Genomic DNA, 17,734 nt, shown 5'->3' with positions numbered 1-17,734 from the left:
GCACGGCCTCCTCAGGCATGATGATCATCATGACGATCGACCGTGGTGGATTCTCGGACTTCCTGCGGCGTTCCCGCCAGAGGGTGCGCCCGCAGGACGTGGGGCTGCCGACCGGCCCCCGGCGCCGCACGCCGGGCCTCCGCCGCGAGGAGGTCGCCCAGCTCGCCGGCATGTCCGCCGACTACTACATCCGCCTCGAACAGGCTCGCGGCCCGCAGCCGTCGCCGGAGATGCTCGCGGCCCTTGCGCGCGCCCTGCGCCTGTCCGACGACGAACGCGACCACCTTCACCTCCTCGCCGGCCACCGTCCGCCGGCCGCCCGGGGCAGCGGCGACCACGTCAGCCCGGGGCTGCTGCACCTGCTGGACCAGCTGCCGACCACACCGGTCCAGGTGATCAGCGACCTCGGCGACGTCCTGGCCCAGAACGCGATGGCCGAGGCCCTGCTGGGCGGGGTGTGCTCGGTGTCCGAACACGGTCGTAACGTGGTCTGGCGCTGGTTCGCCGACCCCGCCCAGCGCACCGCCTATCCGGCCGACGAGCACGACCACTACAGCCGGCTCCACGTGGCCGATCTGCGGGCGGCCGTGGGCCGGCGCGGAGGCGACCCCGCCGCGACGCGCCTGGTGGAGCGGCTGCGAGCGGCCAGCGAGGAGTTCGCCAGCCTGTGGGAGCTGCACGAGGTCGCGGTCCGCAGGGCATCGCGCATGCGCCTCGTGCACCCGCTGATCGGCCCGGTCGACTTGGACTGCCAGGCGTTGTGGGCACCCGAGGGCGACCAGCGTGTGGTGCTGTACACGCCGCCCATCGGGGGCGACACCGCCGAACGCCTCGCTCTGCTCAAGGTCGTGGGCACCGGCCAGTTCGCCCCGACCGGCTGAGGAGCCGGCCGGCTGGGCGGGGCGGCCCGGGCGCCGACCACGTCCAGTCGGCTTCCGGACCGGCCGAGACAGATCTCCGGTCGCAGAACGTGCGCTGCCGTCCGTCAACGGCGCCGAACCGCGGCCCCCTCCCGGAGGCGAAGCCGCTGGTCGCGGTCGCCTCGGACGCAGAGGTCTTCTCCACGGCGGTTCTCTGAGCAGCCATGTACTTGGTAACCGTGAACTTAGTAGCCATGGACATAGTAGCCATGTAATCTATTTGCCATGAGTAAGGGCTCACCGGGCCCCACGCCCGGCTTCCTGGTATGGCGGCTCGCCAACAAGTGGCGCGTCGCGGTCGACCGCGCGGTGGCTCCGCTGGGCCTCACCCACGCGCAGTACTCGCTCGTCGCGTCGCTGCACGGCATGCAGCGCGCCGGCGAGCGACCCAGTCAGCGCCGACTCGCCGACCACACCGGCCTGGAGGCGCTGTACGTCTCGAAGCTGGCGCGCGCCCTGGAGTCGGCCGGCTTGATCGAGCGCACCCGCGATCCCCGCGACCCGCGCGCCGTACAGCTCGCCCTCACCGAGCGGGGCCAGACCGTCACGCGGCAGGCCATCGAGGTGGTCCAGGAGCTGCTTCAGCAGTTGCTGGAGCCGCTCGGCGGCCTCGACGCCCCCCGGACGCGCGCGTTCACCGACGAGTTGACCACCCTGCTCGACGCGCCTCTCACGCCATCCGTACCGAACGACGAGATCACTCAGGAGGCAACACCATGACCACCACCGCATCCTCCGCCGCCGCGCCCGTCGCCGACTCTCGCGCCCTCGGCCTGGCCCACCACGCCGCCCGCGGCGTCCTGGAGCATGTCCTGGCTCGACACGGCGTCACGTTCCAGCAGCAGATCGCCCTGCGCGCCGCCGTCACCGCCGACGCCCCGCAGACGTCGGACGACCTCGTCGCCCAGGTCCGCGGCTCCCTCAAGGCCGACCCGGCCGACATCCGCGCCACTCTCGATGAGCTGCTGGCCAAGCGGCTGCTCATCGCGGACGGCGCGCACCTTCGCCCCACGGACGCGGGGCGCGAGCTGATCGCCGTCGTCGGCGCGGAGACCGCTCCCGTCACCGCCCGCATCTGGGGCGGCATACCCGCCCAGGACCTGGCCGCCGCCGGTCGCGTCCTCGCCCTGGTCACCGAGCGCGCCAACGCGGAGCTCGCGGCGCTGACCTCCTGACCGCCTGACCTCGTGGCTGCGTGGCCGCCTGACCGCGTGGCCGCCCGACCGCTGAGGAGTGGAAATATCCAACCGTCGGCCGTGGTTGACGGAGCCGAAGGAGGTCACCGGTGAACACGACCTACGGCGCCCCCGGCGACGCCTACTACACCCACGGGACCCCGGCGGAGCGCTGGGAGCGGGCGCAGCTGTTCTTCGAGGCCAGGGACTACGCCGCCGCGGCACGGGTGCTCCGCGGGCTGGTCGAGGAGGTACCCGAGCAGACGGGGCCGCGGCTGCTGCTGGCGCGCGCCTACTACCACTCGGCCCAACTGCGCCGCGCGGAGAGCGAGTTGCGGATCATCGTCGAGCGCGACCCGGTCGAGCACTACGCCCGGCTGATGCTGGGCCGCACCCTGGAGCGCCAGGGGCGCACCGAGGAGGCCCGGTCCCATGCGCGTATCGCCTCCGCGCTCGCCGGTGATGTCGGGGACCTCTGACGCGCCCGACCGGCGGACGCCGACCCGACCCCCTCTACGGAGCCGGACCGGCGTCCCTCGCGTCCCGTGGCGTCAGCCGGCCTGGCGGACGGCCCGGAGTGCTTCGGTCGGCACCCGCCCACTGGATCCCGGTGCGCAGCACGTACCCGGCCATCCGCACCCACCGGACCGGGTCTGTCACGACCCCTTACTGAGGTGGACTCCGTTGACGGTGGCGTCGAAGACCGGCCGATATTGATGCCATTGCGCATCCGGCGCGGAGAGGTAGACCACGTACTGGGTGCCGTCGGCGCTGGCGAAAGCCAGCTCCGCGGCCCGGAACTTCCGAGCCCTGCCGTCGAAGGTGAACTCCCAGTACCCGGCCGGCCGTCCTCGGAAGGTGGTTGCGGCCATCCTGACCCGTTCGTAGCCGGCGTTGTCCCGGCGGGTCTGGTCCTCTTCGGTGTCGCGCCAGTGCTGCAGTGGGTCGGAACCCGCGAAGTGGACGACGTTGACCCTCACGCCCACCAAGCCGGACGGGTCTATGTAGACGACTTCACCGCCGGGCATCCGCTTGCGGGTCCAGCCGTCTCGTACGGGGAAGGAGAAGCCGCGGTCCTCCTTTTCGAGGTGGTATCCGACGGGGAGCGTCGGAGGCGGGGCCGGGCTGCTGTGCGAAGCGGAGGCTGAGGCGTTCTCCGCGGGTCGCCCCTGCGTGCTCGGTCGGTCGGCACTTTCCCGGGGCCACCACATCGCGCCGCCCGCCACGATGGCGGCCAGTGCCGCCGCCGCGACGGACCACAACACCCTGCGGCTCCTGCCGTTTCCTCCCCGTCCGGTGTCGGCGGGGTCGCCGGTGCGTTCCGGCCGCGTGGGGGAGGTCAGGAGGCCGGTCCGGGTCTCGGTCACCTCGTCCAGGAGGCGTTCGACCTCATGGACGTCCATGCGCTGCTCGGGTTCCTTGACGAGCAGCCCCTCGACCACCGGGGTCAGACCCCCGGCGTTGCGCATGGGCTCGTAGGAGTCGGTGACGATGGCGTACGCGAGCTCGATCGGGGTGTCGCGGCGGAACGGGTGCCGCCCCTCGACCGCCTGGTACAAGGTGGCCCCGAGGGCCCACAGGTCGCAGGCGGGGCCGGGCTCGGTGCTCCCGCGTCTGAGGCGTTCGGGCGCCAGGTAGTGGATGGAGCCGATCAGCTCGCCGGGCTTGGTCAGCGACGACGTTCCCGCCTCCATGGCGATGCCGAAGTCGGTGAGCACGATCCGCCCGTCGTCACCGAGCAGGACGTTGGCGGGTTTGACGTCCCGGTGCAGGACCCCGGCATCGTGGGCGGCCCGCAAGGCGGCGGCCATGGCAGAGCCGATCCGGGCGGCCTCAGCGGGTGGCAGCGCGCCCTGCCGCTTCAGCACATCACCGAGTGTGACCGACGGGATGTACTCCATGACGATGCACGGCAGACCCTCGTCATCGACGACGTCATGCACCACGATCACATTGGGGTGGGCGATCCGTGCGGCGCTGCGGGCCTCGCGGCGGGTGCGCTCGTAGAGCGTGTGGACCTCGTCGTCATGCAGGTGCGGTGGGATGTGCAGCTTCTTCACGGCGACATGACGGCCGAGCAACCTGTCCTCGGCGCGCCACACCGTGCCCATGCCGCCGCTGCCTACCCGCTCCACCAGCAGATACCGGCCGGCGACAAGCCGCCCCAGATCGGACACCTTGGAATCTTCTCCTTCTCCTCTTCCCCCGTTCGCGAACAGTCGAGGTCGAGGAGGCACGATAGCCCATCCGGTCGAACAGACGTCGCCGCCGCTTGAGCAGGACCTTCGGGCTCAGCGCGCCCGGCGAAGCCCCTCCGGAGAACACGATGGGCCGCGGGCGGCCATGCCGCGTGTCCGTGGATTCGGTATGTCGTTGGCAGGCCATGAAGACCTGGCCCAGGTGGAGAGTGCGGCCTGAAGCCGACGGAGGGAGGCGCAGGGCCGGAGTCCGGGAACGCGTGACACGTACCAGGCGCCTGTATGTCCTCCTCACCCTTGGCGGCCTGGTGGCGGCGGTGTGTCTGGCGTACAGCGCCGGTGAACTGGCGGCCGCTCTCCCCGCCCTGCCGCCCACGGTCGCCGGAGCCTTCCTGACCTGGGCGGCGTTCAGCGGCGACCGGATCGAGGGCGCGCGCCGTGAGCTTCCGTCGGCCGCTCAGGAACTGGCCGGTGCGGTGCGGCAGCAGTGGGACGCCGAACTCAGCCGCCAGCGGCTGGTCCGACCGATTCCGCCCGCGGTGTCCTGGGCCGCGGCCGCGCAGGAACTCTCCGTTCCTTGGAGTGAACTGGTTGCCGCGGCGCGGCGATGGCCTGGCGGTCCGCCTTCGGATCCCGCCGGCTGGCCCGCCGGCCCTGCGGGACTCGCCGGCCAGGAAGAGGAGATCACAGAGACCTATCTGCGCCGGATCCCCACCCGCCGCCTGGTCCTGCTGGGAGAGCCGGGCTCGGGGAAGACGACGTTGCTGATCCGGCTGCTGCTGGGCATGATCAAGCAGCGCGCGCCCGATGACCGGGTCCCCGTGCTCTTCACCGTGGCGAGCCTGGACCCCCGTCCCGGCGCGGGAGACGGCTGGGACGACACCTTGTACGCCTGGATGGCCGGACAGCTGGAGCGTGATCACGAGATCCTGGCCGACCCGGCGCCGCCCGGGTTCGGCGAGGTGAGCCTCGCTCGCGCCCTGCTGAATCGGGGAATGATCATCCCGATCTTCGACGGCTTCGACGAGCTGCCCACGGAACAGCGCCGGCGGGCGATGGTCCTTGTGAACGAGTCGCTACCCCTGGACCAGCCGGTGGTGCTCTCCTGTCGGTCCGCCGAGTACCGCGCGCTGCTGGAGGTGTCCGCGCCCCTGGGGGAGGCGGCCACGCTCGAACTCCTCCCCCTCCACAGTGGAGAGGTCGAGGAGTATCTGCGCGCCACCGCCCTGGGCCATGGACCGCGCACGACGGCGGCGTCCGCCGCCGTCGAAGAACGGTGGGGGCCGGTCCTCGAAAGGCTGGGCGGCACCAGTCCTTTGGCGCGAACCCTCGCGACGCCCCTGGGGGTCTTTCTCGCCCGGGCGGTCTACCACCCCGACGAGGCGCCCTCATCCCGGGCCCCGTCTCCGCGGGACGAACCGCGGGAGCTGTTGACCTTCGCCACCCGTGAGGCGGTGGAGCGGCATCTCTTCCGCGCCTTCATACGCACCGCGTATCGGCCGGCCCCCCAGCGTGGCCGCCGTTGGACCGATGTCGAGGCGGAACGGGTCTTCGTCTTCCTGGCCCGGCACATGAAGGTCCATCTCGACGGCAGTACGGAAATCGCCTGGTGGGAGCTCTACCGGGCCATGCCTGCCGCGCCCTTGCGGCTGCTGGTGTCCGTCGGCGCGGGGGCCCTGGTCGCCGTCGTTCCATGGTGCGTCGCCGGACCGGTCGCCGGATTGGGCGCAGGGCTCACCGTCGGTCCGGTGGCTCTCCTGGCCACCGGTCAGCGGCGGGAACCCGCAGCCGGGATCCGCTGGTCGTGGCGTCACTCGACGCTCGTCCCCGGCACGGTGGCCGGGATGGTGACCGGCTTCGCCATCGGGCCCGTCACCGGACTGCGACTCGCCCTGGTCTGCGTACTCGCCATCGGCTTCGCCGTCGGCCTCATGACCGGGCTGCGCCCCAAGGCCATGGACGTCACCGCCGGCAGCGGCCCCGGTGAGTCCCTCAGCCGGGACCGCGGGACCGCGTGGCGGATCATGCTCCTGTGGGCCCTGGCCGCCGGGCCGGTGGCGGGGTTGGTCGCGGACCTGGTGGCAGGCCGTACCGCGGCTGTGGTCGCCACTCCCGTAGTGGGTGTGGCGATAGGACTGGCAGTCGGTTTCGGAGGGACGGCCTGGGGGCTGTTCACCTTGGCCCGGGGCTACCTGTTCGTACGCGAACGTCTCCCCGGCGACCTGATGGCCTTCCTGGATGACGCACACCGCCAACGCGGAGTGCTCCGCAAGACCGGGGCCGTCTACCAGTTCCGTCACATCAACCTGCAACGCCATCTGGAGGAGTGAGCACACGGCAGCCGAGGGGCGGATCGTGGCGATCAATGCACCGTTTCGTCCGGGACTGTCCGGCGCGGTCGGTCGACTGGACCCCCGTTCCCTCCGAGAGTGGACAGGGGAGGAGATCTCCCTCCCTGTCTGTTACGGCACAGCTGTGGAGGAATCGATGGTCGCTCGAGGGCTGCGGGTGGGGACCTATTTGGCCAGTGGGCCCGTCGGGACCTCCGAGGCCGTGCGGCGGCTGCCGCGCAGCGCCGCCGTCCCAGCGGAAGCCCGGGACCGATGTCTCGACCTCCTCGCCGACATGGCGGATGTGGAGTTCTTCCACGGGTTGAACATCGACCGCACCTGCATCCGTGGCGGTCGGGTGCACCACGGCGAGATCTGTCTCAACGAGCTGGACCTGTACGTGTGGCACGCGCAGATCGACCGCAGGCCCGGCAGCTATCACCTCGAAGCGCTACGGACCCTCAGCCAGGACACCCGGGTCGTCGCCGACCCCGACATGTTCGCCGTCGGCCTCGACAAGTTCCGCGCCCACCTGCTGCTGCACCGTGCCGGAGTACGCGTACCGGACACCGTCCTGTTGGACCAGGACAACGTGGGCGCGGCCGAGCCGGTCCTCGCGGAGTGGGGCCGCGCCCTGCTCAAACCCCGCTTCGGCTACTTCGGGCGGGGGGTGCTGCTCATCGAGGATTTCGCCACGTTGCGGGACGCTGTCGGCTACCTGGCCGCGACCGCTCCGGGGGTCGGCGACGGGACGCTGCTGCTGGAGCGGTTCTACGACAACGACCTCGCCGAGTGGGTGTCGGTGGCGATGGTGGGCGGCGAGATCATGTACGGCTACCGCAAGCGGCCCTCGCGCTGGGCGGCGATGCGAGGCGGCGCGGCGAAGGTCTACGACCTGGCCGGGGAGGGGGGCGAGGTCGATCTGTGCGAGGTGCCGGCCGCCCACGCGGAGCTGGCTTCGCGGGCTCAGAACGTGATGGGGGCGCAGATCATCGGTTTCGACATGATCCTTCACCAGGGCCTGCCGGTCATCGTCGACGAGAACACCTTTCCCGGCTTCTATCCCGAACTCTTCCGCTTGGCCGGCAAGGACCTGGGCGTCGAGCTGTACCGGATGATCGCCCAGGCGGTCGACGAGTGCCGCGGAGGCCGGTGAGGAGCGGCGGCAGGCCGCACCGATCGAAGGCGCGGATGTCCTCCGCCGCGCCGTCACGGGAGGGGTCACCGGCCCGTCCGCGGCGCTGTTCGGGGCCTCTTGCCAGGGCACGGACGCGCGCACCGCGAGCCAGCGCAGGTTCCGAGCGGCGCGCTCCCACAGGATGCGCTGGCCCTCGACGTCGGCCAGCCGCAGCGGGTACGCATCGAACCACGCCCCGGTTCAACGCGGGCATTCCCGAGGGGCGCGGCGCGGACCACTATGACGGTTCCGTCCGCCTGCGCAACGAGGCCACGCACCGGTGCCTGACGCCCCCGCCCTGGGAGGGCGGCGACGTGGAGATCAGTGTCTGCACCGACCAGGCATATCAGCGCTGGACGATCGAACCGTGATGCCCTGGGAGCTCTCGATCGCCCGGTTCCCAGGCCGGGGCCCTGTCGCGGGCCCCGGCCGCATGCCGGTGAACAGGCACGAGCAGTTTCCGACCGTCATGCCCGGCTGACCTCTCACGGCGGACGGTCCTGATCGCGCGGGTTCTGGCCGGTCGCCCGACCGAGCCCGATGAGGGGCACGGCCGCGGGGGGCTTACTTGGATTCGACTCGTCCTACCGGGTCAGGGCCGGTCGTCAGTGCCTCGCACGCGGCCTGCCACGCGGGGGCGCCGGGGTGAAGCCGGGTGCGCAGGTAGGCCGCGGTGAGCCGGGCGAGGGCGGCGACTCGCCCGGGGTTCTCGTCGGTGGTCTCGGCGGCGTCGTACCCGGCGATCCCGCCGAGTCCGTGCTCCGCGTCGAACAGGGTGAGCAGGGTCTTGGGTCCGGGGGCGAGGGTGTAGGGATCGGCGTGCCAGTCCGGTCCCATGTCCGTGAAGTGCCGGGAGTCGTCCTTGTCACCGGCGACGACGAGCGCGGGCGTGGTCATGGTGGAGAAGTCGACGGCGCCGATGATCGGCCACTGCTCGGCCATGGGCCCGTTGAGGGCGTCGCCGCCCCTACCGGGTGCGGCGAGCAGTACGCCGGCCTTGATCCGGGGCTCGACGAGGTGCACCACGTTCCCGGTGTCGGGGTCGGTGAGCCCGGCGCCCAGCAGCAGGGCGGCGGTGAAGCCGCCGAGCGAGTGCCCGACGAGGGCGACCTTGGTGTGGTCGATCCGTCCCGCGAGCTGCGGCACGGTGCTCTCGATCATGTCGAGCCGGTCGAGGATGTGGGTCATGTCCTCGGCGCGGGAGCGCCAGAAGTCGGGTGCGCCGGGTGCGTCGGCGACCAGGTGGCTCAGTGTCCTGGAGGTGAGGTGGGTGGGCTGGACGACGACGAATCCATGGGCGGCCCAGAAGTCGGCGAGCGGCGCGTAGCCGTTGAGCGAGGAGAGGTTGTTCGAGGGGCCGTGACCGTGGGAGAGGAGGATGACGGGGAGGTCGGCTCCGGTCGCGGGTGCGGAGACGCGCATCTGGAGGTCCACGGGACGTGTGGGCACGGAGAGGACTACGGGGCTGAAGGACAGGACCGGGACGGGCGTGCCCCAGGCGTCGACGCTGGCGGCGGTGGATGTGCTCACGTGTGGGTTCCCCTTCGGTGGCGTCTGCCGCCCGCCGGTCTCCTGCGACCGGCGGGCGGACAGGACGGTCGGGAGCGTCCCGTTGTCGGCTAAGCTGAAACGGAACACTGCTCCACTTAATATCTGGAGCAGCGCTCCGTTTTGTCAAGTGGTGTCGAAGGAGAACGAGATGGCCGCCGAGGGCCCCGCAGGGCAGTCGCCGTCCCGAAGCAAGCGGGCCGACGCCCAGCGCAACCGGCAGACGGTACTCACCGCCGCCGCCGAGGTCTTCGTCACCTCCGGCGTCGACGCGCCGATCCGCCAGATCGCGACCCGGGCGGGCGTCGGGATGGCCACGATCTACCGCCACTTCCCGACCCGGGCGGATCTCGTCACCGCCGTCTACCACCACCAGATCGAGGCGTGCGCGGAGGCCGGCCCGAATCTGCTGGCCAGTGCCGACTCCCCACTCGAGGCACTGCGCCAGTGGATCGACCTCTTCGTCGACTTCCTCGCCACCAAACACGGACTCGCCGACGCCCTGCAGTCCGACGACGAGCGCTTCGCCGCGCTGCACGCCTACTTCCTCGACCGCCTGCTGCCCGTCTGTGCCCAACTGCTCGACGCCGCGGTCGAGTCCGGCGACATCAGGCCCGGCACGCGGCCATACGAGCTGATGCGCGGCATCGGCAACCTCTGCATCGGATACGACAACGACCCCCGCTACGACCCCCGACGCCTGATCGCCCTCCTCCTTCAAGGACTCCAGCGACCTCACGCGTCCTGATGTCGACGAGCGGCATCGCGGGGTCGGGTGATCCGGTAGCCGGCCATTGTCAGGATTCCTTGACATCTGTTATGCCGTCAGGGAAACCTGACATGCATGGGAGCTGAGGACACGCCGGCCTCGCTGGCCGGCCAGGTCACCAACAAGGACCCTGCTGTGGGACTGCAGGCCGTCGTCGCGCTGCGCCGTCTCCTGGAAGAGCTTGAGCGGGTTCACGTCGACAACGCCCGCGATCAGGGCTGGTCGTGGCAGAGCATCGCCACGTCACTGGACGTCAGCAGACAGTCGGTGCATGAGAAGCACGCGAGCAGGCGCAAAGCCACGGGCAAGGAGGAGTAGAGGTGTTCGAGTTATTCACCGACCGCGCGAGGCGCGCTGTGGTGCTGTCCCAGGATGAGGCGATCGCCCTCGGACACGACTTCATCGGTACGGAGCACATCCTGCTCGGCCTGCTCGGCGCCGACCGGAGCACGGCCCGGCACGTACTGCGCGAGCAGGGCGTCGAGTTGGCGCGGGCCAGGGAGGAGACCGTGCGGATCCTGGAGGCCGCCGGAATCGTCGCCGCCGGCGGACAGCCCGCGAAGGACGCGCTGTCGTCCATCGGCATCGACGTGGAGGAGATCCAGCGCCGAGCCGACGAGACGTTCGGCCCCGGCGCCTTCCAGTACCCGCGGCCTGCCTACACCCCGGACGCCAAGAAGGCCCTGGAGCAAACCCTGCGCGAGGCGCAAGCGCTGGGCCACCAGGAGTTCGGCACCGAACACATCCTGCTCGGCTTGTTGGCAGCAGGAGAAGGCCGCGGTCTCGATGTGCTGAGGACCCTGGAGGTGGACCTCGCCGTCCTGCGCGAGGCGGTACTCGCCCGAGTGGCGGGGGAGACCTCGTAGCGTCGACCGAGGACTGTCCGGCGAGTCACGAGCGGAGCCGGACCCGGACCCGGACCGCGGCTACGGTCACGGTGCCGTGAGAGATGTAGGCCCGCTTGTCGAAGCGGGTTGCCACGGCCCGGAAGCCCCTGAGCTGATTGATTGTCCGCTTGACCTCGTTCCCGCGGACGTAGCGCGACGGGTCGAAGCCGGTGGGCCGACCGCCTTGACTGCCGCGGTTCTGGCGGTGGGCTCGCCGGCCGCGGCGCTCAGGGACGATCGCAGCGTAAGTCGGTCACGCGGACCCATCGCGCCGGCCCTAGGCTGCGACGATGGACCAAGTAACCGATGTGCCCGAGAGCTTCGCCCGGTCCGCGGATCGGGACCAGGTGAACGACTACGACAGTTTCGCCGAGGCGTACGCGGCGGAGAACGAGAACAACCTCGTGAACGCGTACTACGAGCGCCCCGCGATGGTGGCCCTCGCCGGAGACGTGGCCGGCCGTCGGATCCTGGACGCCGGTTGCGGCGCGGGCCCCCTGACCGCCGCACTGCGCGACCGCGGTGCGGTCGTCACCGGCATCGACGCCAGCGCCGGGATGCTCGCGTTGGCCAGGCGGCGGCTGGGCGACGACGTGGCCCTCCACGTGGTCGACCTGCGCGACCGTCTGCCGTTCGCCGACGGCGCGTTCGACGACGTGGTCGCGTCGCTGGTGCTGCACTACCTGGAGGACTGGGGACCGACGCTGGCCGAGATACGGCGAGTGATCAGGCCCGGCGGCCGGCTGATCGCCTCCGTGGACCACCCCTTCGTGGCCTACACGATCCAGGATCCTCGGCCTGACTACTTCGCGACCACCAGCTATAGCTTCGACTGGACGTTCGACGGGCAGTCCGCCCCGATGAGGTTCTGGCGCAGGCCGTTGCACGCGATGATCGATGCCTTCACCACCGCCGGCTTCCGTCTTTCCGTCATCAGCGAGCCGCAGCCCGACCCGGCCGCCCGTGAGCTGTTCCCCGACGGCTTCCACGACCTTTCGAGTAAAACCTGCTTCCTGTTCTTCGTCGTCGAGGTACCGCCGTCGGCTACCGGCTCGGAAGGCTAACCAGTCGCGGATCACCAACGGGGCCAGGGTCGGGTCGAGGCGACGACGATGAACACCCGGTGCGCCCTTCACCGACCTGGTCCCGGCCCGTCCCGCAGGTCGCGGCCCCGTCCGATGGTCCCGTCCGTCTGAGGCCCCCTCAGCGGACGACGAGGACCAGTTTGCCCGTGGTGCGTCCGGTCTCGCCCAGCGCGTGGGCCGTGGCGGCCTCGGCGAGCGGGAAGGTGCCCGCGACGGTCGGCCGGAGCCTGCCGCTCTCGACGAGGTCGGCGATGGCCGTCATGCCCGCGTGGTCGGCCTCGACGAGCAGGAGCTCCACGCGGACACCGAGCCTGTCGGCCTCCTCGGAGAGTCCCTCCGCGCCGTGGGGGAGGATCGAGACGAGCAGGCCGCCGGGGCGGAGCGTACGCAGGGAGCGGAGGCGGGTCTCGCCGCCGAGGGCGTCCAGGACGACGTCGACGTCGCGCACCGTCTCCGCGACGTCCGTGGTGTGGTAGTCGATGACCTCGTCCGCGCCCAGGTCGCGCAGGTAGTCGTGCTTCGCCGCGCTCGCCGTGCCGATGACGTACGCGCCACGTGCCTTGGCGATCTGGACGGCCACGTGCCCGACGCCGCCGGCCGCGGCGTGGACGAGGACGCGCTGTCCGGCCTGGATATCGGCGGTGTCGACGAGAGCCTGCCAGGCTGTGAGCCCCACGAGCGGAAGGGCGCCCGCCGCGACGTGGTCGATGGAAGAGGGCTTGCGCACCAGGGCACGCGCGGGAGCGGTGACGTACTCGGCGTGGGAGCCGGCGCCGTACGGGAAGGGAAGCATCCCGAAGACCTCGTCCCCCGGCTTGAACAGGGTGACCCCGACCCCCACCGCCTCGACGACGCCGGAGACGTCCCAGCCCAGGACATACGGGGGCTCGCCCAGAAGCAGCTTGAGGGCCCGGTGCTTCCAGTCGGTCGGGTTGAGCCCGGCCGCGTGCACCCGCACGAGCACCTCGTTCGGCCCCGGGGTCGGAACAGGCAGCTCGACCTCCTTCAGGACCTCGGGTCCGCCGAGGACATCCTGGCTGATGGCACGCATGGTGGTGGTGAGTTCGCTCATGCCTCCAGCCTGCGATCTTGGCAACGCCCCGACAATGGCACGATGGTCAACCTTCGCTAGGATCCTGCCATGCATCGTGTGGTCGTCCTGGCGCTCGACGGGTTCTACCCCTTCGAACTCGGCATCCCGCAGCGGGTCTTCGGCTCCGCGGACGGCCGATATGAGGTCCTTACCTGTACGGTCGACGGCCGTCCGGTGCGCAGCGACTCCGACTTCACGGTGAGCGTCGAACACGGCACGGAGCTCCTGCGCACCGCCGACACGGTCGTCGTCCCGCCGTACTCCAAGTCCCTGATCCGCGCCGAGCTCCCGGCGGCGGTCACCGACGCGCTCGCACAGATCCGGCCGGGCGCCCGCCTGGTGTCCATCTGCACCGGCGCCTTCGTCCTCGCGGCCGCCGGGTTGCTCGACGGACGCCCCGCCACCACCCACTGGGCCCTGGCCGACACCTTCCGCCGCATGTTCCCGCGGGTGGCGCTCGACCCGAAGGTGCTCTTCGTCGACGACGGCGATGTGCTCACCTCCGCCGGGGCGGCCTCCGGAGTGGACGTCTGCCTGCACCTCATCCGCAAGGACCACGGGAGTGAGGTCGCCAACAGCGTGGCCCGCCGGTGCGTCGTACCGCCGTGGCGCGACGGCGGGCAGGCCCAGTACATCGAACAGCCTGTCCCCGAACCGTCCGCCGCCGGCACCGCCGCGACACGCGAGTGGGCCATGGCGCGCCTGGACCAGCCGCTCAGCCTCGCCGACCTCGCGGGCCACGCGCGCATGAGTGCGCGCACCTTCGCCCGTCGCTTCCAGGAGGAGACCGGTACGAGCCCGGGCCGTTGGCTCATCGGACAACGTCTGCACCGGGCACGCCGGCTCCTGGAGTCCACCGACCTTTCCGTGGACCGCATCGCGGGCGAGGTCGGCTTCGCGACCGCGGCGTCCCTGCGGCACCATCTGCAAACATCGATCGGTGTGTCACCGGCGGCGTACCGACGCACCTTTCTGGCCGGCGCGAGATGATCGAGCCGCCGAGATGACCGAGCCGCGGAGATGATCGAGCTGCCGGGATGACCGAGCCCGCCTGGTCGGCACGGGCTTCGGCTCGGCAGGCGCCTCGAAGAACGAGTTGCCTGGGGTGCCGCGCCACCACAGGATCGGCCTATGACCACCACCGTCGCCTTCCTGCCGCCGACCACCGCCGACCGATCGGTGCGCGGCCAGCAGCAGCCCGGCCGACCGCGGAGGCCGATGCCCGCGCGCTCGTGACCGCCGCCCTGGTCGCGGGCCTCCTCGCCGGATACGGCATCGCCGTTCCAGTGGGGGCGGTCGCGACGTATCTGGTGGCCCTCACGGCCCGGACGTCGTGGAGGATCGGCGCCGCCGCCGCGCTGGGTGTCGCCACGGCCGACGGCCTCTATGCCCTGTTCGCCGTGCTCGGCGGCTCCGGGCTCACCCACGTCATCGAGCCGATCACCCTTCCTCTGCGCTATGCCTCGGCCGTGGTGCTCTTCGCGCTGGCGGTCCATAGCGGTGCCGGCGCGATCAGCCGGTACCGCGAACGCCGGACGGCGGCGGCCCGGACAGAGGCAGCCCGTATCGGCCCCGCACGGGCCTATCTGGGGTTGCTGGGGATCACGATGACGAACCCCCTGACCGTGCTCTACTTCGCGGCGCTCGTGCTCGGCGGCCAGACCGCGGCGGATCCGAACCCGCTGGAGCAAGCCGCCTTCGTCGTCGCGGCCTTCGCGGCATCCGCCAGCTGGCAACTCCTGCTCGCCGGTGGCGGAGCGCTGCTCGGCCGGGCGTTGACCGGAGACCGCGGGCGGCTCGTCACCGCCATGGCCTCCAGCACCCTGATCACCGCACTCGCCGTCCACCTGCTGATCTCCGTGCCCTGACCGCCTCGACTGCCAAGGGCACCGCACCGGTGACCGGCAGCCGGCGGCGTCGTCTCCTTCGCCGGCCCGGCGTCCACGCGTGGCCGCGTAAAGCCCTACGAGGCGGCCGTGGCGGTGTGGAGGGCCGCGAACAGTCCACGGACCCGGGTGTCGTCCGGCAGGGCCCAGTGGCCGGTGACCTGGCCGGTCGCACCCTCCGGGAGGTGGTCCCGGCCGTCCGGGGCGGGCTGGAGGACGCGCTGCAGTCGGAGTGTCACACCCCGCGGCGCACGTAGCTCGGTGCCCTCCCGGTCGTCCGCGGCGCTGGTGGCCATGCCGTCGCCGAGCGGGACCGTGCCGGTGTAGGAGCGGGTGACCTGTCGGTCGACGGTGTCGCTGGCGCTCTGCGCCTGGGCCTCGACCCGGCCCTCCATCAGGGCCAGCAACTCGGCGACCAGCACCGGGTCGTGGGCCCCGTCGTAGGCCCAGCGCGGCCCCAGCACCCCGTGCTCCATGGTGCCGATCAGGGCGTGCTCCGCCCCGTCGAGCGGGGCGCCGCGGTAGGTCAGGGGCACCTGGTAGTGGACCGGGTGGCCGCCGGAGGTGTCGGTGGCCACCAGGAACTCGATGCCGACCTCGCCCTGTGGATCGTCCAGCCGGAAGCCGCCGACCCTGGCCAGCTCCGGAGCGCCGTCGCCGCGGTACCACGCGCGGGAGGGCAGCCAGGTGGTCAGCAGCTCCAGCTTCGTCGGCGTGAGGGTGGTGCGGTGGATGACGGCCATACCGGCGGTCCCTTCCGTGGCGCGACGGTGATCACTTCTACTCTGCCACCCGCCGCGGCGCTCCGGGGCGGCCGCCCCCGCAGAGGACCGCGGTCGGCACCCTGTAGGGAGGGTCGGCCCGAGGTGCGGATGTCCGGCCACCTGCGCACGATGGAAAGCGGGGCTGAGGGCATCGTGCGCAGATTCTGAGAACGGGAGACGGGAATGGCCGAGCAACGGTTCAGGATCGAGCTCGAGCGCGCCGCTGTGGGCGACGAGAACCCCGAGCTCGTCAAGGTCCAGCAGTATCTCTCGAGGTACGGCTACCTCCGCGGCACAGAGGAGCGGGGCCGGCTCGACACCACGACAAGCGAAGCGGTGGCCACCTTCCAGCGGTTCGCCGGCATCGAGGAGACCGGCGAGGTGGACCGGACAACCATCGAGGCGATGGAGAGGCCCCGCTGCGGAGTGCCCGACACCCGGAGCGTCGACCAGATGCGGGGCGGCGCCAGTGCCGATTTCGTGCTGCGAGGTTGCAAGTACGAACAGGACAGCATGCGCTACCGGTTCCTCAACGGCACCCAGGACATCGCCGCCGAGGACGAACGCGGCGCGGTCGGCAGGGCCTTCGACACCTGGGCAGCGGTTCTCTCCGGAATGACCTTCGAGGAGAGCGACTCCTCCGACGCGGACTTCACCGTCGGATGGGCCAGCAGCTCCCACGGCGACGGATCCGCGTTCGACGGCGTCGGCAACACTCTCGCCCATGCCTTCTTCCCTCCACCGTGCGGCGGGCCCAACGCCGGAGCGCTGCACTTCGACGAGGCCGAGAAGTGGAGCCTGACGGGCAGCGGGCAGACCATCGACACCGAGACCGTCGCGCTCCACGAGATCGGCCACCTCCTCGGCCTGGACCACTCCGAGGTGAATGCGGCGGTGATGGCGCCCTTCTACGGAGGCCCCCGTCGAACGCTGTCACAGGACGACATCGACGGCATCCAGGTGCTCTACCCGGCGGCGTGACGCACGGGGGAGCAGGCCACGCGGCGGCGTAACGCACGGGGAGCAGGTGCATATGGTCGATGCCATCGCGAACAGCATCCCGTAGTCCTCGGGGTCCGCCGTCACTGGCGACCCGCCGCAGCCCTAACATGAGCCGATGGCGACCCAACGTGTCCGGGGACAAGCGCAAGCGCTGGTGGGTTTCGGATCGAACGCGATCGGCTGGTGCGAGTTATGGGGCGAGATACCTCGGCCGCCGGAGGAGATCCTCGCGGGCCGGGAGCGGCGCCGGCTGCGGCGCCGCTTTCGGCCGGTGCCGAAGGTCCTCTTCGCCTGCGGTGCAGTGCTCCTCGCGCCTCTGCTGCTGCTCGCCATCCTCGACGGCATCCCTGCCTCCCGGAAGGCGTGGCGGGAGGACAAGTGGCGGGCGCAGGCGAGGAAGCGGCGCGAGGCCACGATTGCGGAGCTGGGCCTGGACCGTACCTTCGACGGCGACTGGAACGGCACCGCGGGTCAGTTGCTGTTGAACTGGTACCACCAGGCGCCCGACCCCGAACGGCTGCTCGCCCTGCACCCCTCCAGCCGCAGGCTCAGTCTGCTGGCCGCGCCCTCGTGGTTCTGGTTCAAGGGCCGAGCCCGGAAACTGCAGATCGTGGCGGACTTCCCTGGCGGACAGGCTGGTTGCGAAGTCGCCACCGTCGACGAGACCCACCCCTACTTCCGGATCCGGTTCCCCGACGGCTCATGGCTGGGAATGCGATGCAAGGAGAGCGGCAAGGCGGGGAGTAAGTTCCTCACCACCTGCCGCACGTTCGGCTGCTGATTTCGGTCCGCGCAGGCGGTCGTCCACGCTACCGCCGAGCTGTCTCCGGAACCGGGCTTCGCCGTCTCGCGTCCCTCCCTGGCGAAACGTGACTGAACCGGCGATCAGGAGCCGGGTGG

Annotated in this window: 18 protein-coding genes and 2 pseudogenes; 15 read left to right on the top strand and 5 right to left on the bottom strand. The window is 71.0% G+C overall.

Annotated elements, in window-relative coordinates:
* Positions 1–20: 20 nt before the first annotated feature.
* The 4 genes from LRS74_RS00935 to LRS74_RS00920 all read left to right on the top strand — a co-directional run bounded on the left by LRS74_RS00935 (position 21) and on the right by LRS74_RS00920 (position 2,574).
* On the top strand, positions 21–881 hold the full coding sequence (locus tag LRS74_RS00935) for a helix-turn-helix transcriptional regulator (RefSeq protein ID WP_277744552.1): 861 nt from the start codon (positions 21–23) through the stop codon (positions 879–881).
* 264 nt (positions 882–1,145) lie between these two features.
* Positions 1,146–1,640, top strand: coding sequence for a MarR family transcriptional regulator (locus tag LRS74_RS00930; RefSeq protein ID WP_277739117.1), 495 nt, complete (start codon positions 1,146–1,148; stop codon positions 1,638–1,640).
* On the top strand, positions 1,637–2,095 hold the full coding sequence (locus LRS74_RS00925; RefSeq protein WP_277739116.1) for a MarR family transcriptional regulator: 459 nt from the start codon (positions 1,637–1,639) through the stop codon (positions 2,093–2,095). The genes LRS74_RS00930 and LRS74_RS00925 overlap by 4 nt, the downstream gene beginning before the upstream one ends.
* 110 nt (positions 2,096–2,205) lie before the next feature.
* Positions 2,206–2,574 carry a tetratricopeptide repeat protein gene (locus LRS74_RS00920; RefSeq protein ID WP_277739115.1) on the top strand — a complete coding sequence of 123 codons (369 nt, stop codon included), beginning with the start codon at positions 2,206–2,208 and terminating at the stop codon, positions 2,572–2,574.
* Between the two features lie 177 nt (positions 2,575–2,751).
* Here LRS74_RS00920 and LRS74_RS00915 read toward each other — a convergent pair whose 3' ends face one another.
* Positions 2,752–4,272: a serine/threonine-protein kinase gene (locus tag LRS74_RS00915; RefSeq protein WP_277739114.1), complete on the bottom strand. Its 1,521-nt coding sequence runs from the start codon at positions 4,270–4,272 to the stop codon at positions 2,752–2,754.
* A gap of 281 nt (positions 4,273–4,553) precedes the next feature.
* On the opposite strand from LRS74_RS00915, the gene LRS74_RS00910 reads away from it, so the two are divergent.
* Together LRS74_RS00910 and LRS74_RS00905 are read left to right on the top strand one after the other, a co-directional pair.
* Positions 4,554–6,623: an NACHT domain-containing protein gene (locus LRS74_RS00910; RefSeq protein WP_277739113.1), complete on the top strand. Its 2,070-nt coding sequence runs from the start codon at positions 4,554–4,556 to the stop codon at positions 6,621–6,623.
* A 157-nt stretch (positions 6,624–6,780) separates the two neighbouring features.
* Positions 6,781–7,779 (top strand): hypothetical protein, encoded by a 999-nt coding sequence (locus LRS74_RS00905; RefSeq protein WP_277739112.1) that lies wholly within the window; start codon positions 6,781–6,783, stop codon positions 7,777–7,779.
* A gap of 585 nt (positions 7,780–8,364) precedes the next feature.
* On the opposite strand, the gene LRS74_RS00900 is transcribed toward LRS74_RS00905, so the two are convergent.
* Positions 8,365–9,330 carry an alpha/beta fold hydrolase gene (locus LRS74_RS00900; RefSeq protein ID WP_277739111.1) on the bottom strand — a complete coding sequence of 322 codons (966 nt, stop codon included), beginning with the start codon at positions 9,328–9,330 and terminating at the stop codon, positions 8,365–8,367.
* Between the two features lie 169 nt (positions 9,331–9,499).
* Between LRS74_RS00900 and LRS74_RS00895 the strand changes: the two genes are divergently transcribed.
* The 4 genes and pseudogenes from LRS74_RS00895 (at position 9,500) to LRS74_RS00880 (ending at position 10,983) form a co-directional block, all read left to right on the top strand.
* Positions 9,500–10,096, top strand: coding sequence for a TetR/AcrR family transcriptional regulator (locus tag LRS74_RS00895; RefSeq protein ID WP_277744551.1), 597 nt, complete (start codon positions 9,500–9,502; stop codon positions 10,094–10,096).
* A gap of 96 nt (positions 10,097–10,192) precedes the next feature.
* On the top strand, positions 10,193–10,435 hold the full coding sequence (locus LRS74_RS00890) for a hypothetical protein (protein ID WP_277739110.1): 243 nt from the start codon (positions 10,193–10,195) through the stop codon (positions 10,433–10,435).
* Between the two features lie 2 nt (positions 10,436–10,437).
* Positions 10,438–10,626, top strand: a pseudogene (locus LRS74_RS00885) (Clp protease N-terminal domain-containing protein); the annotation flags it as partial.
* Positions 10,627–10,983 carry a Clp protease N-terminal domain-containing protein gene (locus tag LRS74_RS00880; protein WP_347178187.1) on the top strand — a complete coding sequence of 119 codons (357 nt, stop codon included), beginning with the start codon at positions 10,627–10,629 and terminating at the stop codon, positions 10,981–10,983. It begins immediately after the preceding pseudogene.
* A gap of 25 nt (positions 10,984–11,008) precedes the next feature.
* Here LRS74_RS00880 and LRS74_RS00875 read toward each other — a convergent pair.
* Positions 11,009–11,236: pseudogene (locus LRS74_RS00875) on the bottom strand (IS5/IS1182 family transposase); the annotation flags it as partial.
* Positions 11,237–11,294: 58 nt separating this feature from the next.
* Between LRS74_RS00875 and LRS74_RS00870 the strand changes: the two are divergent.
* A complete protein-coding gene (locus LRS74_RS00870) occupies positions 11,295–12,068 on the top strand; it encodes a class I SAM-dependent methyltransferase (protein ID WP_277739109.1) in 774 nt (257 codons plus the stop codon).
* A 139-nt stretch (positions 12,069–12,207) separates the two neighbouring features.
* Here the strand turns inward: LRS74_RS00870 and LRS74_RS00865 are convergent, their stop codons facing one another.
* Entirely contained in the window at positions 12,208–13,161 is a 954-nt protein-coding gene (locus LRS74_RS00865) for an NADP-dependent oxidoreductase (RefSeq protein WP_277739108.1), read from the bottom strand.
* Positions 13,162–13,230: 69 nt separating this feature from the next.
* Between LRS74_RS00865 and LRS74_RS00860 the strand changes: the two genes are divergently transcribed.
* Together LRS74_RS00860 and LRS74_RS00855 are read left to right on the top strand one after the other, a co-directional pair.
* The gene (locus LRS74_RS00860; RefSeq protein ID WP_277739107.1) at positions 13,231–14,172 is read left to right on the top strand and encodes a helix-turn-helix domain-containing protein; all 942 of its coding nucleotides are present in this window, start codon (positions 13,231–13,233) and stop codon (positions 14,170–14,172) included.
* A gap of 242 nt (positions 14,173–14,414) precedes the next feature.
* A complete protein-coding gene (locus tag LRS74_RS00855) occupies positions 14,415–15,050 on the top strand; it encodes a LysE family transporter (RefSeq protein ID WP_277739106.1) in 636 nt (211 codons plus the stop codon).
* 95 nt (positions 15,051–15,145) lie between these two features.
* On the opposite strand, the gene LRS74_RS00850 is transcribed toward LRS74_RS00855, so the two are convergent.
* The gene (locus LRS74_RS00850; RefSeq protein ID WP_277739105.1) at positions 15,146–15,811 is read right to left on the bottom strand and encodes a 1,4-alpha-glucan branching protein; all 666 of its coding nucleotides are present in this window, start codon (positions 15,809–15,811) and stop codon (positions 15,146–15,148) included.
* Positions 15,812–16,015: 204 nt separating this feature from the next.
* Here LRS74_RS00850 and LRS74_RS00845 point away from each other — a divergent pair, with 204 nt between their 5' ends.
* Both LRS74_RS00845 and LRS74_RS00840 read left to right on the top strand, forming a co-directional pair.
* Positions 16,016–16,813 carry a matrixin family metalloprotease gene (locus LRS74_RS00845; RefSeq protein ID WP_277739104.1) on the top strand — a complete coding sequence of 266 codons (798 nt, stop codon included), beginning with the start codon at positions 16,016–16,018 and terminating at the stop codon, positions 16,811–16,813.
* 136 nt (positions 16,814–16,949) lie between these two features.
* On the top strand, positions 16,950–17,615 hold the full coding sequence (locus LRS74_RS00840) for a hypothetical protein (RefSeq protein WP_277739103.1): 666 nt from the start codon (positions 16,950–16,952) through the stop codon (positions 17,613–17,615).
* Positions 17,616–17,734: the final 119 nt, after the last annotated feature.

The sequence above is a fragment of the Streptomyces sp. LX-29 genome (genome assembly GCF_029541745.1).
Classification (GTDB): Bacteria; Actinomycetota; Actinomycetes; order Streptomycetales; family Streptomycetaceae; genus Streptomyces.
The sequence above is the reverse complement of the archived record's forward strand: the minus strand, read 5'-3'. Positions and strand labels throughout refer to the sequence as shown.

Excerpts from the sequence above, each read along its gene's own strand:
- LRS74_RS00935 (WP_277744552.1), top strand. The coding sequence starts at position 21 with ATGATCATCATGACGATCGACCGTGGTGGATTCTCGGACTTCCTGCGG.
- LRS74_RS00930 (WP_277739117.1), top strand. The coding sequence starts at position 1,146 with ATGAGTAAGGGCTCACCGGGCCCCACGCCCGGCTTCCTGGTATGGCGG.
- LRS74_RS00925 (WP_277739116.1), top strand. The coding sequence starts at position 1,637 with ATGACCACCACCGCATCCTCCGCCGCCGCGCCCGTCGCCGACTCTCGC.
- LRS74_RS00905 (WP_277739112.1), top strand. The coding sequence starts at position 6,781 with ATGGTCGCTCGAGGGCTGCGGGTGGGGACCTATTTGGCCAGTGGGCCC.
- LRS74_RS00895 (WP_277744551.1), top strand. The coding sequence starts at position 9,500 with ATGGCCGCCGAGGGCCCCGCAGGGCAGTCGCCGTCCCGAAGCAAGCGG.
- LRS74_RS00890 (WP_277739110.1), top strand. The coding sequence starts at position 10,193 with ATGGGAGCTGAGGACACGCCGGCCTCGCTGGCCGGCCAGGTCACCAAC.
- LRS74_RS00870 (WP_277739109.1), top strand. The coding sequence starts at position 11,295 with ATGGACCAAGTAACCGATGTGCCCGAGAGCTTCGCCCGGTCCGCGGAT.
- LRS74_RS00865 (WP_277739108.1), bottom strand. The coding sequence starts at position 13,161 with ATGAGCGAACTCACCACCACCATGCGTGCCATCAGCCAGGATGTCCTC.
- LRS74_RS00860 (WP_277739107.1), top strand. The coding sequence starts at position 13,231 with ATGCATCGTGTGGTCGTCCTGGCGCTCGACGGGTTCTACCCCTTCGAA.
- LRS74_RS00850 (WP_277739105.1), bottom strand. The coding sequence starts at position 15,811 with ATGGCCGTCATCCACCGCACCACCCTCACGCCGACGAAGCTGGAGCTG.
- LRS74_RS00845 (WP_277739104.1), top strand. The coding sequence starts at position 16,016 with ATGGCCGAGCAACGGTTCAGGATCGAGCTCGAGCGCGCCGCTGTGGGC.
- LRS74_RS00840 (WP_277739103.1), top strand. The coding sequence starts at position 16,950 with ATGGCGACCCAACGTGTCCGGGGACAAGCGCAAGCGCTGGTGGGTTTC.